Genomic DNA, 12,452 nt, shown 5'->3' on the forward strand with positions numbered 1-12,452 from the left:
ACGCCGGCCGTATCAGCGGAACTTGCCGCTGAGCGAGACGCCGATGATCCGCGGTTCGTTGAACACCGCGGCCATGTAGTTCTCGATCACGCCCTTCAGGTTCTTCTCGCCGGTGATGTTGCGCGCGAACACCGCGAGTTCATAGGCATCGTCGGGCGCGGCATAGCCGATCTTCAGGCCGCCTTCGAAGTTGCCGTTCGCGGTGAACTCCTTGGTCTTGTAGAGCACGAACTGCGTATAGCCCTGGATGTTGAAGTCGCCCGCGATGAACGCGCGACCGCCATTGCCGAGCGGCTGGTCGTAGCGTGCGGTCAGGTCGACATTATACTCAGGGGCATTGGGCAGGGGCTCGCCGTCGATCTTGACGAGGAAGGTCGTGCCGAACGCGCCGGGGACGGGGCGGACCGCCGCGGACGGCGTGCAGACGACCGCGTTGTTGAGCGCGCAGATCTGCACCTCGGTCGTCTTGTCGCGAATCGCGCTGTGCAGCAGGCTGAGCCCGGCGCCGAGCGTGAGGTTGGGAACGGGCTTCCAGTTCGCCTCGGCCTCCATGCCGTACGCCTCGGCCTTGTTGCCGTTGAACAGGATGCCGTTGCCGTTGAGATCGTTGCCGTTCAGCTGGATGTCGTTGACGCGGTAGCCGAACACGGTCGCGTTGAGGCTGAGCGTGTTGTCGAGCAGGCGGGTCTTGATGCCCGTCTCCCACGACAGGATCGTCTCCGAGTTGGCGGTCGAGAAGTCCGAGTTGAACACCGCCGAGCGGCCCTGGATCGTCGGTCCGCGGAAGCCCTGTGCAATGCGCGAGTAGAGGCTGATGTCGGGGCTCGCCTGGTAGAGGAGGCTCGCGTCCCAGCTCGGCTTGGTCGCCTTCAGCGTGACGTCGGTGCGGAAGCCGGCGGGATACTGGCTGATACCGGCGACAGTCTGGACGGGCTTGAGCAGCTGCGTGCGCTTCTTGTCCTCGGTGATGCGGCCGCCGGCGGTGAGCGTCAGCCGGTCCATCAGCTCGTAGCTGACCTGGCCGAAGCCGGCCCAGGAGGTGTTGACGTCGTGGAGGCGGACCCAGTTGTTCGGGTTGCGCTGCGCGGTCGTCAGGAAGAAGGTCCGCTGGTAGAAATCGGTGATGTCGCGGTTGTCGAAATACAGGCCGCCGACCTGCCAGTTGAAGCGGCCGCCCTGCGTGCCCGACAGACGCAGTTCCTGCGACCACTGGTCAAGATCGCGGATCTGGCCCTGCGACTGGCCGAAGCCGTTCGCCGTGCCGCGGACGGGGAAGTTCGCGCCCGCGCCGCCATCGGTGTCGCCGCGGCTGAAGCCCGAGGTCGTCTCGTACGCGGTGATCGAGGTGAGCGCGGCTGGACCAAAGTCGTAGGTCGCGCGGACCGAGCCGCCATAGGTGGTGTAGCTCTGCGGATTGTCATTGCCTTCGTCGAGCGCGACGATGTTGCGCGGCTCGGCCTGGACGTCGTTCGAACCCTTCTTCAGCGCGGCGCGGTGGAACAGCGTCGAGGTGCCGTCATACCAGCGCGCATGGCCCGACAGGTCGAGCGAGAAGGCGTTGCCCGGGGTCAGCGCGAGCTGGACGCGGACGTTGCGGTCGTCGAAGCCGCCCATCGCGTTCTTGCGCGGGGTCGCGGTGCTGTCCTGCGTGACGCCGGCATAGACGTTGTCGACATAGTTTTCGCGGTGCTGGAGCAAGGTCGAGACGCGGATCGACAGCAGGTCCTTGATCAGCGGGCCACCGACGCCCGCATCGACGCTGACGCTGCCATAGGTGCCGACCGAGGCCGAGGCGCGGCTGTCGAAGTCGTTGGTCGGCTTGATCGTGTCGAACTTGATGATGCCCGCGGTCGTGTTGCGGCCGAACAGCGAGCCCTGCGGGCCGCGCAGCACCTCGACCTGGCGGACGTCATAGACCGGGTTCGACTTCAGCACGACATGCTCGAGGATCACGTCGTCCTGGATGATCGTGACCGGCTGCGACGCGCCGAGGTAGAAATCGATGTTGCCGAGCCCGCGGATGTAGAAGCGCGGGAAGATGCGCCCGGTGGTCGTCTCGACATAGAGGCCGGGGACGCGGCCCGACAGCGACAGCAGCGTGTCGTCGCCACCCGCCTGGAACGCGCGCAACGCATCGCCCGAGGCGACGCCGACCGACAGCGGAACGCGCTGGAGATTCTCCGAGCGGCGTTCGGCGGTGACGACGATCTCGCCCAGGCCGTCTTCAGCGGGGGTGGCAGCCGGGGCGGTGGTCGTGTCCTGGGCGGCGGCGGGCAGGGCGGCGAGCAGCAAAGTCGCGGGTGCGATGCCGCGCAGGAGCGACGTGGTCAGACGGGTGCGTGTCACGGTGATATTCCCTGGATGATCTTCTTGGTTTTACCGAAGGGACACCCGACGAGCCGCGCGCGCCGATCGCGGCCACCCCCGTGGACCGTGATCGCCGTCGCGCGGCTCATGCTGTCGCAATGCCCCCCGGCGATGCGCTAGGCGCGGATCATGTTGGAAAAATGACAGTCGGCGCATCCGGCTGCCACGGCGCGAATTTGGGCATGACGGCGGCGAAGAGCGGGCTTGCGAGATAGCGGCCCAGCCAGTCGTGAAGCGCGGGGAGGGGGAGCGTGTCGAACCAGGCGCGGTCGGTCTGCGCGAACTGGCGGACGAACGGTAGGATCGCCATGTCGGTCAGCGTGACGCGGGGGCCGGCGAGGTGGCCGGTGGCTGCCAGCCGCGTGTCGAGTTCGGCGAGGATCGCGGTGGCGGCGGCGCGGTGCTCGAGCGGGTCGGTGCCGTGGCGATCGGCATATTTGTAGCGGTCGAGATGATGCTTGAACGCGCCGTCGTTGGTCGCGATCAGGTCGGTGTCTTGTCCGGCCAGCCATTCGAGCGGATCGGCGAGTGCCAGCGCCCAGTGCATGATGGCGAGGCTCTGGTCGATGACGCGGCCGTCGGGGAGGATCAGGACGGGGACGGTGCCCTTGGGGGAGGCGGCGAGCATCGCGGCGGGCTTGTCGCGCAGGACGATTTCGCGGAGCTCGACCGCGATGCCGCTGGCGACGACCGCGCTGCGGGCGCGGATTGCGTAGGGGCAGCGGCGGAAGCTGTAGAGGATGGGGAGCATGGGTTGGGTATAGGGNNCGCCGAGCGTGACCGGGGTCGACTGGAACCCCTTGGCCGTACGGACGAAAACGACTGATTTGCCTTCGACCGTCTGCACTGCCGTCGTCGGCACGCGGACCGCATTGCTGCCTCCGCTACCGCTGAGTTGGACCGCAGCGGTGACGGGCTCGCCGACGCGCCACTGACCGCCACCATTGTCGAGCGTCGCGATGACCGGCACCTGCCGTGTCTGCGGATCGAGGGTGGCGATGATCGGGCGGTTCGCGCGGCTGCACTAGCGGTTCGCGGCACTCGTCCCTATTCCAGACATCATGAACCTCACCGCCCTCGATGTCATCGTCCTGCTCGCGGTTGCCGGCGCCGCCGTGCTCGGCTTGATTCGCGGATTCGTGACCGAGGTGCTTTCGATGTTCGCCTGGGTGGCGATGGTGGCGATGCTCAAGCTGTTTCACATCCCCGTCGCGGCGGCGCTGACGCCGGTCATCGGGACGGTCAGCGGTGCGGCGGTCCTCGCCTTCGCGATCATCACCGGGCTGACCTATATCGGCGGGAGGCTCGTCGCCAACGCGATCGGTGCGCGGACGCGGACGTCGATCCTGGGACCGGTCGACCGCGCGCTCGGGTTCGGGTTCGGGGCGCTGAAGGGACTGATCCTCGCAAGCCTCGTCTTCCTGCTGGCGACGCTGGTGATCGACACAATGAGCGGCGGTGCGGCGCGGCGGCCCGAATGGATGACCCGTTCGCGCACCTATCCGCTGCTCAATGCGACGAGCGCGAGCATCGCCGATTTCGTCGATCGCCGCCGTCGCGGCAAACCGGTGTTCGGCACGAAGCCGAACGTCTCTCGATCCGATACCGTAAGTGAGCCGACCCCATGAACGCCCCCCTCTACAATGCCGAGATCCTGCGTCTTGCCGCATCGATTCCGTATCATGAGCGCCTGACCGCGCCGATGGCGACCGCGGAACGCCGCTCGCCGATCTGCGGCAGCCGCGTGACGGTGGACGTCGATATGGGCGCGGATGGGCGCGTCGCCGCGGTTGGGCTGCTGGTGCGCGCCTGTGCGCTGGGTCAGGCGTCCTCGTCGTTGCTCGCCTCGAGCATCGTCGGGCGGACGCCTGCGGAGCTGGCGGCGGCACGCGATGCGATCACCGCCTGGCTCGCCCGCACCGGCGAGGCACCCGACTGGCCCGGGATGGATGTCTTCGCACCCGCACTCGACTATACCGCGCGGCATCCGTCGATCCGCCTCGCTTTCGAAGCGGCGGCGGAGGCGGCCGAAGCCGCGGCGAACACTGCGTCGGGTCATGCGGAGGTGTCGGTCACGGCCCCCGCGAGCGCAGCTGCCGGGACCGATGTCTGATGCATGACGGCACGCCGACGTCGCTGTTGCGGGACGGGGTGGTCCTGCTCGGCTTCGGGCTGGTGTTCGTACTGCTGTTCCGAAGGATCGGGCTCGGCGCGACGCTGGGCTATCTCGTCGCGGGGGCGGTCGTCGGGCCGCATGTCCTGGGGCTGGTGGGTGACGCGGAGGCCAAGCTCGGGTTTGCCGAACTCGGTATCACGTTGCTGCTGTTCATCGTCGGGCTCGAGCTCAACCCGAGCCGGCTGTGGCGGATGAAGCATGAAATCTTCGGGCTGGGCCTGATGCAGGTCGTTGCCTGCGGTCTCGCGATCACCGCGATCGTGTGGCTCGGCGCGCGCTTCTCGTTGCCCGCCGCGCTCGCCTTGGGGCTGCCGCTCGCGCTGTCGTCGACCGCGCAGGTGTTGCCGATGCTGCAATCCTCGGGGCGGATGCGGACGCCCTTTGGCGAGCGCGCCTTCTCGATCCTGTTGTTCCAGGATCTGTCGATCGTCCCGCTGATCACGATCGTCGCGGCGATGAGCCGCAATCCCGCCGACGCGAATGCGCCCCCCGGATGGCTGCTCGCGCTCTACACGGTCGCCGCGGTCGTCGGGCTGATCATCGCCGGGCGGTTCCTGTTGCGGCCGTTCTTCCGGTTGATCGGCAATATGGGCGAGCGCGAGATGTTCGTGTTCGCCGGCCTGTTCACGGTCATCGCCAGCGCCGCGGTGATGGAATGGCTCGGCCTGTCGACCGCGCTCGGCGCGTTCATCGCCGGCGTGATGCTCGCGGACAGTCCGTACCGCCATGAGCTTGAGGCCGATGTCGAGCCGTTCCGATCGATCCTGCTCGGACTGTTCTTCCTCGCGGTCGGCATGCTGCTCGATCTCGGCGCGATCGCCGAGCGGCCGCTGTTCGTGCTGGCGATGGCCGCGGCGCTGATCGTGACGAAGACCGGTGTGATCATGGCAATCGGCATGGCGTTCAAGATGACCTGGCGGCAGGCCTTCGCGCTCGGCCTGTTGCTGAGCCAGGGCGGCGAATTCGGCTTTGTGCTGTTCGCGCAGGCGCAGGCGGGGCTGCTGATCGATCCGGAAGCGGCGAGCCTGTTCGGCGCGATCATCACGCTGTCGATGGCGACGACCCCGTTCCTGATGGGGATCACCCGCCGGTTCCGGACCGAGCCGATTGCCCCAGGCACCGATCGTGAGGGCCCCGTCGCCGATGGCGCCAATGCGATCATCGTCGGCTATGGCCGGTTCGGGCAGACGGTTGGTCAGATGCTGCTGGCACAGGGCATCCCGGTCACGCTGATCGATACCGATATCGAGATGATCGACATTGCAGGCGAGTTCGGCGCCAAGGTCTATTACGGCGACGGCACCCGGCTTGACCTGTTGCGCCAGGCGGGGGCGGCGGACGCCGAACTCATCTGCATGTGCATCGACGGCGATCAGATCGAACCCGAGACGATCGCGGCGATCCACGAGGCGTTTCCCAAGGCCGAGATCTATGTCCGCGCGTTCGATCGCCGCACGCTCGTCAAGCTGAAGAACGGCCCGGCGACCTATGTCGTTCGCGAGGTTCTCGAATCGGCGGTCAAGATGGCGCGGCTTGCGCTGCGTGGGCTCGGCGTGGCGCCCGCGGAGATCGATCGCGCGGAGGAAGCGTACCGGGCGCGCGACAAGGAGCGGTTGCGCATCCAGATCGCCGCCGGCGACATTCGTGCGGCGCGCACCGAAACCGCGCAGCGCTTTCCATGGGGAAATGATCCACAATGATGCTCGCAGTTCTAGCGGCACTGTCAGGCGCCATCGCGGTCGCGGCGGGCGCGTTCGGTGCGCATGGCGCAAGCGGTCCCGCGGTGGAGTGGCTGAAGACGGGTGCGCAGTATCAGCTGATCCATGTCGTCGCGGCGCTGGTCGCGGTGCGGATGGAGGCGCGGGGGCCGGCCTGGCTGTTCGTCATCGGCGCGGCGATCTTCGCGCTCACGCTCTACGCCATGGCGCTCGGGGCGCCGCGCTGGTTCGGTGCGATCACGCCGATTGGCGGCGCGTTGCTCATCGGTGGCTGGCTGTGGCTGGCGTGGAGCGCAGCGCGCAGCTGACGGTGCTGCTGCGCTATCGCTTCTTGCGGCAGGCATCCGAGCAGTAGATCACCGAATCCCAGTCGCGCGCCCATTTCTTGCGCCAGGTGAACGCCCGTTCGCAGGCCGGGCAGATCTTCGTCGGCAGGTTCTGCTTGGCGACGCCATTGGGCATCAGCGGGGCTCCGCGTCGAGGAAGGCGGCGACATCGTCGAGGTCGACGGTCGTGTCGAGATAGGTCCGGCCGATCCCGCGGGCGAGCAGGAAGGGCAGGGTGCCCGCCGCCATCTTCTTGTCGTGGCGCATGTGATCGACGAGCGTCGCGCCATCCGCGGCGACATGCGCGCCGGCCAGTCCGTCGGGGAGTTGAACCGCACGCCAATGGGCCGCCACCCGATCGGCCTCGTCGCGCGAACAGAGCCCGTGGGCCGCCGAATAGCGGAATGCCAATGCGCAGCCTGCCGCGACGCCCTCGCCGTGGATCAGCGTCTGCGAGAAGCCCGTCTCGGCCTCGAGCGCATGGCCGAAGGTGTGACCCAGATTGAGCAGCGCGCGCGTGCCGGTCGTCTCATGCTCGTCCGCCGCGACGATGCGTGCCTTGGCCGATACGCTGTGGATGATGGCGTATTCGCGGAGTGCGATGTCGCCGGCGAGCAACGCCGCGCCGTTCGTCTCGCACCAGGCGAAGAAGGCGGGGTCGTCGATCAGCCCGTATTTCACCACCTCGGCATAGCCGGCGCGTAGCTCGCGGATCGGCAGCGTGTCGAGCACCTGCGGGTCGATCAGGACCATCGCCGGCTGGTGGAAGGCGCCGATCAGGTTCTTGCCCGCACGCGTGTTGATCGCGGTCTTGCCGCCGACCGAACTGTCGACCTGCGCGAGCAGCGTGGTCGGGATCTGGACGAAGCGGCAGCCGCGCTTGAGGATGGCGCAGGCGAAGCCGACAAGATCGCCGATCACCCCGCCGCCAAGCGCGACGACGTGATCGCCGCGCTCGATGCCGATGTCGAGCAGGCGGTCGCACAGCCGTTCCAGCGTTGCCCAGCTTTTCGATCCCTCGCCGGGCGAAAGCACGATCGCCTCGCTCGCGACGCCGTGCGCCGTGAGTGACGCCTGGAGTGTCGCCAGATGGCCGCTCAGATTCTCGTCGGTGACGATCGCCATCGTCCGACCGCGCGCCAGTGACGCCAGATTCTCGCCGGCTTCCTCGAGCAGCCCGGCCCGGATATGGATCGGATAGGTCCGTGCGCCCAGATTCACGGTGATGACGGTCATAGGCCGATGGCTTTCAGGATGGAGGCGACGGTCGCCTCGTGCGGCGCCTTGTTGCTGGCGATATGGATATGCGCCTTGGCGTAGATCGGGTTGCGGACGCGCGCGAGCTCGGCAAGCACCTGGCCCGCGTCGCGGTTGCGCAGCAGGGGGCGGGTGTTGCGACGCCCGACGCGCTCGACAAGGATCTCGGGCGGTGCGCTGAGCCAGATCGCGGTGGCTTCGGCGAGGATCAGGCTGCGCGTCTCGTCGTTGATGAACGCGCCGCCGCCGGTCGCGATGACCTTCGGCGTGCCGTCGATCAGCCGCGCGATCACGCGGCGCTCGCCGTCGCGGAAATAGGCCTCGCCATATTTGGCGAAGATCTCGCTCACGCTCATGCCGGACGCGGCCTCGATCTCGTGATCGGCGTCGACGAAGGGCAGCCGCAGGCGGTGCGCGAGGCGGCGGCCGACGGTGGTCTTGCCCACGCCCATCAGGCCGACGAGCACGATCGGGGGGCCGCTCCAGGGGGCAATCGGGTTGTGGCTTTGCAACATCGCGGTCCGCGCTATACAGCGGCACTGCGCGGGGGGAAACGGCATCCGCATGCCTATTCGCATCCGTCAGCAATGTCCTATCAGTCATTACAAGGTTTTGCGTATGTCCCGCCTGATAGTCTCGGTCGTCGTTATCCTGGTCGTCGTCGTCGGTGGGTTGTTCCTGCTCGCCGGTCGCGCCACGGAGCGCCCGCAGACGCAAGTCGAGAAGGCCGTGACGCTTGCGAACCTGTCCTAAGGTCACGCTGGCGGCGCTCGCCGCCGCCTGCAGCCTTGCCGCGCTCGCGCCGGCGATCGGGCAGGACCGACCGGAATCACTCCTGCCGCCCGGCTTCGGCGATACGACGCCAGCCCCTGCGCCGCGCCGGACTCCGCCGGCCGCCAGCCCGGCGCAATCGCAGCCCAACGGGTCGGCGCCAGCACGGTCTGCACCGACGACCCCGTCTTCGGGCCCGACCGCGTCCCCCGGCGCTCCCGTTCCGGCGCCGCCGGCCGGGATGGCGACGATCCAGCCGCTGCCCGCACCTGATGGCAGCATTGCGCCGCTGACGGCGACGCCTGCCGCTGACACGCCGCCAACGATCGATCCGGCGGTTCTCGCGCAATATGAGATGCCGGCCTCGGCCCGCCGTTCGCTCGACCGTGTCGGGCCGATCGGCCCCGGCGAGGGCGGTCTTTCGGCCGACGCGTTCGGCGATGCCGAGGGCCCCTTTCTCGAAACGCTGATGCGGCGGTTAAGCGCGCCGCTCCCGTCACGCTGGATGTCGATCCTGTTGCGACGGGCGCTCGTGTCGCGGGTCGAGACCCCGGTCGGCGTCAACGGCGCGGATTTCGCCGCCGAGCGCGCCTGGCTGTTGCTGCGCATGGGCGAGTCCGTCGCCGCGCGTGCGGTGGTGCAGGGCGTCGATACCGGCAATTACACACCCAAACTCTATCAGGTAGCGATGAACGCCGGTCTCGCCGCGGGCGATCCAGGCGCGCTGTGCCCGCTCGTCGAGGGCGCGATGCAACGCGCACCGGCACGCGGCTGGACGATGGCGCAGGCGATGTGCGCGGGGCTGTCGGGATCGCCGACCCAGGCCGGCACGCTGATCACCGCGGCACGGCGCCGCAACGTCGCGTCGGGCGTCGACATGCTGCTCGCGCAGAAGGTCGTCGGCGCGGGCGGGCAGGGGCGTCAGGCGGTCACGATCGAATGGGATTCGGTCGACCAGCTGACCTCGTGGCGGTTCGGCCTGGCGATGGCGACCGGCGTCGCCGTTCCCGATGCGCTGTACCGGACCGTCGGCGTGCAGGCGACCTATTGGCGGGCGCTGTCGCCTGCGATGACGATCGCCGACCGCCTGCCCGCCGCGGACGCCGCCGCGGCGCAAGGCGTGCTGTCGAGCGCAGCACTGGTCGATCTCTATGCGGCGGCGGAGGCGGACGACAGCGTGCAGAGCGCGGTGGCCGCGACCGTGCAGGACCTGCGCACCGCCTATGCCGACCGCAACGCCGAAGGCCGGATGACCGCGCTGCGATCGATCTGGGGCAAGGCGGACGATGCTTGGCCGTCCTATGCCCGGATGGTGCTGACCGCGCGGGCGGCGGCACGGATCCCGCCCGCAAATGGCGAACGCGATGCGGACCGGATGGTCGCCGCGATGCTGTCCGCGGGGCTCGACCGGACCGCGGCGCGCTGGCGCGGCACGGTCGCCAAGGGGGGCGATGGCTGGGCGATGATCGCGCTGGCGGATCCCGATGCGACCGGTCGCCTGAGCTATGGCGATCTGGCTGCCTATAGCGGTGGCCGCGGCGATTCGGCCCTGAAGCAGCGTCTGCTGTTCGCCGGACTGGCCGGGCTCGGGCGTCTGAGCGCGGGCGATATCGAACGGGCCGCGCAGGCGCTGGCGGTTCCGATCGGCACCGAAAATGGCTGGACGCGTGCGCTCGACAAGGCCGCGCGGGCCGGCCAGACGGGGACGGTCGCGCTGCTCGCGGCGACGGGCATGCAGACCGCCAGCTGGCACGGCATGCCGCCCGAGGCCTTGTACCGGATCGTCGCGGCCCTGCGCGCCGTGGGACTTGAGGGCGAGGCCCGGATGATCGCGGCCGAGGCGATCGCGCGCGCGTGACGCGGGCCCGATCATGACCGATGCGGTCGCCGGGGCAAATGCGTTCGAGCGCGCGCCGCCGGCGAGCGACCGGGCGCTGATCGAGCGGTTCCTCGAGATGATGGCGGCGGAATCGGGCGCCGCGGCGAACACGATCGCGGCGTATCGCAGCGATCTCATGCTCGCATCACGCGTCGCCGAGGGCGCGCTGGCCCGCGCGGACGGCGATGCGCTGGGGCGGCTGGCGGACAGCTGGAGCAGCCTGTCGCGCGCGACGGTAGGCCGCAAGTCCGCGGCCTTGCGGCGCTTTTTTGGATTTCTCGCCGACGAAGGGCATCGCAGTGACGATCCGGGCAAGGCACTGCCGCGGCCGGGCACGGCACGGCCCTTGCCGAAGATCCTCAGCCATGCCGATGTCGACCGGTTGTTCGCCGCGATCGTCGAGCGCGTCGCGCGCGATCCGATGGATCCGGCCGACCTGCGGCTCTCCGCGCTGATCGAACTGCTTTACGGATCGGGGTTGCGTGCGACCGAGCTCGTCAGCCTGCCACGCGCCGCGGTGCATCCCGACCGGCCGTTCCTGATCCTGCGCGGCAAGGGCGGGCGCGAGCGGCTCGTGCCGATTTCCGACCGGGCGCGTGCCGCCGTCGCGCTGTGGCGCACGCATGTCGCGGCGGATCAGCCGTGGCTGTTCCCCTCCGGCAAGGGGCATTTGTCACGGATTCGCCTGTACCAGATCGTCAAGGCGCTGGCCGCAGAGGCGGGGGTGCCCCCCGACCGCGTCAGCCCGCATGTCCTGCGCCACGCCTTCGCGACGCATCTGCTCGCGGGGGGCGCCGATCTGAGGGCGTTGCAGGCGATGCTCGGGCATGCCGATATCGCGACGACGGAGATCTATACGCATGTCGAGGCGAGCAAACTGATCGAGCTCGTCAACACCCGCCACCCCCTGACCGATCCGGAGCACGCGACCTCACGTTGACGTTCCGGCGCGCGCCCCGTAACCGACGCGGATGCCAAGCTTCCTCGACTTTGAGAAACCCATCGCCGAACTGCAGGGGCGGATCGACGAACTTCGTGAGACCGCCAGCGATGGCAATCTCGATCTGTCCGCCGATATCATGCGGTTGCAGGCGAAATCCGACAAGCTGCTGAAGGACACCTTCGCCCGGTTGACGCCGTGGCAGAAGACGCAGGTCGCGCGCCATCCCGAGCGGCCGCACTTCAAGGATTATGCGGCCGCGCTGTTCGAGGAATTCATGCCGCTCGCCGGTGACCGGGCGTTCGGCGACGACCAGGCGATCCTGGGGGGCTTTGCGACGTTCCGCGGCCGCAAGATCATGGTGCTCGGCCATGAGAAGGGCGACGATACCGCAAGCCGGTTGCGGCACAATTTCGGCATGGGCAAGCCCGAGGGCTATCGTAAGGCGATCCGCCTCGTCGAGCTTGCGGACCGGTTCGGCCTGCCGATCGTGACGCTGGTCGACACGTCGGGGGCGTTTCCCGGCATCCAGGCGGAAGAGCGCGGGCAGGCGGAGGCGATCGCCCGGTCGACCGAAGCCTGCTTGAACGCAGGCGTGCCGATCGTCTCGGCGATCGTCGGCGAGGGCGGATCAGGTGGCGCGGTCGCGCTGGCGGCGGGCAATCGCGTGCTGATGTTCGAACATGCCATTTATTCGGTGATCAGCCCCGAAGGCTGTGCGTCGATCCTGTGGCGTACCGCGGACAAGGCGGCTGAGGCGGCGGAGGCGATGCGGATCACCGCGCAGGATCTGAAGGCGTTCGGCGTGATCGACACGATCGTCCCCGAACCGCTGGGTGGCGCGCACCGTGACCGCGCGGTGGCGATCGACGCGCTGGGCGACGCGCTGACGGATGCACTCGACTCGCTCGTTCCTTTGTCGCCGGTCGAGCTGCGCAAGGAACGCCAGGCCAAGTTCCTCAAGATGGGTCGTCTCTGAGCCCGACAACGAAAGGGCGGCGGATCCGAAGATCCGCCG

The 12,452-nt window shown here is 68.5% G+C and carries 13 protein-coding genes and 1 pseudogene; 8 read left to right on the top strand and 6 right to left on the bottom strand.

All coding sequences use genetic code 11. From position 1 onward, the window contains the following. Positions 1-12 precede the first annotated feature (12 nt). The 3 genes and pseudogenes from GV027_RS15090 to GV027_RS21285 all read right to left on the bottom strand — a co-directional run. A complete protein-coding gene (locus GV027_RS15090) occupies positions 13-2,352 on the bottom strand; it encodes a TonB-dependent receptor domain-containing protein (protein ID WP_159512956.1) in 2,340 nt (779 codons plus the stop codon). 142 nt (positions 2,353-2,494) lie between these two features. Continuing rightward, on the bottom strand, positions 2,495-3,118 hold the full coding sequence (locus tag GV027_RS15095; RefSeq protein ID WP_159512957.1) for a glutathione S-transferase: 624 nt from the start codon (positions 3,116-3,118) through the stop codon (positions 2,495-2,497). Between the two features lie 17 nt (positions 3,119-3,135). Further along, positions 3,136-3,358: pseudogene (locus GV027_RS21285) on the bottom strand (efflux RND transporter periplasmic adaptor subunit); the annotation flags it as partial. Positions 3,359-3,428: 70 nt separating this feature from the next. Between GV027_RS21285 and GV027_RS15100 the strand changes: the two are divergent. Genes GV027_RS15100 through GV027_RS15115 form a run of 4 tightly spaced genes read left to right on the top strand, consistent with a single transcriptional unit; the run spans position 3,429 to position 6,569 of the window. Then, positions 3,429-3,995, top strand: coding sequence for a CvpA family protein (locus GV027_RS15100; RefSeq protein WP_159512358.1), 567 nt, complete (start codon positions 3,429-3,431; stop codon positions 3,993-3,995). Continuing rightward, positions 3,992-4,480 (top strand): iron-sulfur cluster assembly scaffold protein, encoded by a 489-nt coding sequence (locus GV027_RS15105; RefSeq protein ID WP_159512359.1) that lies wholly within the window; start codon positions 3,992-3,994, stop codon positions 4,478-4,480. The genes GV027_RS15100 and GV027_RS15105 overlap by 4 nt, the downstream gene beginning before the upstream one ends. Then, positions 4,480-6,243, top strand: coding sequence for a cation:proton antiporter domain-containing protein (locus GV027_RS15110; protein WP_159512360.1), 1,764 nt, complete (start codon positions 4,480-4,482; stop codon positions 6,241-6,243). The genes GV027_RS15105 and GV027_RS15110 overlap by 1 nt, the downstream gene beginning before the upstream one ends. Further along, positions 6,240-6,569, top strand: coding sequence for a DUF423 domain-containing protein (locus GV027_RS15115; RefSeq protein WP_159512361.1), 330 nt, complete (start codon positions 6,240-6,242; stop codon positions 6,567-6,569). The genes GV027_RS15110 and GV027_RS15115 overlap by 4 nt, the downstream gene beginning before the upstream one ends. A gap of 13 nt (positions 6,570-6,582) precedes the next feature. On the opposite strand, the gene GV027_RS15120 is transcribed toward GV027_RS15115, so the two are convergent. Genes GV027_RS15120 through GV027_RS15130 form a run of 3 tightly spaced genes read right to left on the bottom strand, consistent with a single transcriptional unit; the run spans position 6,583 to position 8,359 of the window. Beyond that, on the bottom strand, positions 6,583-6,723 hold the full coding sequence (locus GV027_RS15120; RefSeq protein WP_159512362.1) for a DUF2256 domain-containing protein: 141 nt from the start codon (positions 6,721-6,723) through the stop codon (positions 6,583-6,585). Beyond that, the gene (gene aroB, locus GV027_RS15125) at positions 6,723-7,823 is read right to left on the bottom strand and encodes a 3-dehydroquinate synthase (protein WP_159512363.1); all 1,101 of its coding nucleotides are present in this window, start codon (positions 7,821-7,823) and stop codon (positions 6,723-6,725) included. Before aroB ends, GV027_RS15120 begins: the two co-directional genes overlap by 1 nt. Further along, entirely contained in the window at positions 7,820-8,359 is a 540-nt protein-coding gene (locus tag GV027_RS15130; protein WP_031395245.1) for a shikimate kinase, read from the bottom strand. The genes aroB and GV027_RS15130 overlap by 4 nt, the downstream gene beginning before the upstream one ends. A gap of 103 nt (positions 8,360-8,462) precedes the next feature. Here GV027_RS15130 and GV027_RS21730 point away from each other — a divergent pair, with 103 nt between their 5' ends. From GV027_RS21730 to GV027_RS15145, 4 genes are read left to right on the top strand one after another with little or no spacing between them, the layout of a single operon-like run. Continuing rightward, on the top strand, positions 8,463-8,597 hold the full coding sequence (locus GV027_RS21730) for a hypothetical protein (RefSeq protein WP_260171443.1): 135 nt from the start codon (positions 8,463-8,465) through the stop codon (positions 8,595-8,597). Continuing rightward, entirely contained in the window at positions 8,581-10,473 is a 1,893-nt protein-coding gene (locus GV027_RS15135) for a hypothetical protein (protein ID WP_159512364.1), read from the top strand. Before GV027_RS21730 ends, GV027_RS15135 begins: the two co-directional genes overlap by 17 nt. Positions 10,474-10,486: 13 nt before the next feature. Then, positions 10,487-11,434 carry a tyrosine-type recombinase/integrase gene (locus tag GV027_RS15140; RefSeq protein ID WP_159512365.1) on the top strand — a complete coding sequence of 316 codons (948 nt, stop codon included), beginning with the start codon at positions 10,487-10,489 and terminating at the stop codon, positions 11,432-11,434. Positions 11,435-11,465: 31 nt separating this feature from the next. After that, entirely contained in the window at positions 11,466-12,413 is a 948-nt protein-coding gene (locus tag GV027_RS15145) for an acetyl-CoA carboxylase carboxyltransferase subunit alpha (protein ID WP_159512366.1), read from the top strand. The last annotated feature ends 39 nt before the right edge of the window (positions 12,414-12,452 follow it).

The organism is Sphingomonas sp. T1, from assembly GCF_902506585.1.
GTDB classification, from domain to species: domain Bacteria; phylum Pseudomonadota; class Alphaproteobacteria; order Sphingomonadales; family Sphingomonadaceae; genus Sphingomonas; species Sphingomonas aerolata.

Coding starts and splice junctions, on each gene's coding strand:
- GV027_RS15095 (WP_159512957.1), bottom strand. CDS start 3,118: ATGCTCCCCATCCTCTACAGCTTCCGCCGCTGCCCCTACGCAATCCGC.
- GV027_RS15100 (WP_159512358.1), top strand. CDS start 3,429: ATGAACCTCACCGCCCTCGATGTCATCGTCCTGCTCGCGGTTGCCGGC.
- GV027_RS15105 (WP_159512359.1), top strand. CDS start 3,992: ATGAACGCCCCCCTCTACAATGCCGAGATCCTGCGTCTTGCCGCATCG.
- GV027_RS15110 (WP_159512360.1), top strand. CDS start 4,480: ATGCATGACGGCACGCCGACGTCGCTGTTGCGGGACGGGGTGGTCCTG.
- GV027_RS15115 (WP_159512361.1), top strand. CDS start 6,240: ATGATGCTCGCAGTTCTAGCGGCACTGTCAGGCGCCATCGCGGTCGCG.
- GV027_RS15120 (WP_159512362.1), bottom strand. CDS start 6,723: ATGCCCAATGGCGTCGCCAAGCAGAACCTGCCGACGAAGATCTGCCCG.
- aroB (WP_159512363.1), bottom strand. CDS start 7,823: ATGACCGTCATCACCGTGAATCTGGGCGCACGGACCTATCCGATCCAT.
- GV027_RS15130 (WP_031395245.1), bottom strand. CDS start 8,359: ATGTTGCAAAGCCACAACCCGATTGCCCCCTGGAGCGGCCCCCCGATC.
- GV027_RS21730 (WP_260171443.1), top strand. CDS start 8,463: ATGTCCCGCCTGATAGTCTCGGTCGTCGTTATCCTGGTCGTCGTCGTC.
- GV027_RS15140 (WP_159512365.1), top strand. CDS start 10,487: ATGACCGATGCGGTCGCCGGGGCAAATGCGTTCGAGCGCGCGCCGCCG.
- GV027_RS15145 (WP_159512366.1), top strand. CDS start 11,466: ATGCCAAGCTTCCTCGACTTTGAGAAACCCATCGCCGAACTGCAGGGG.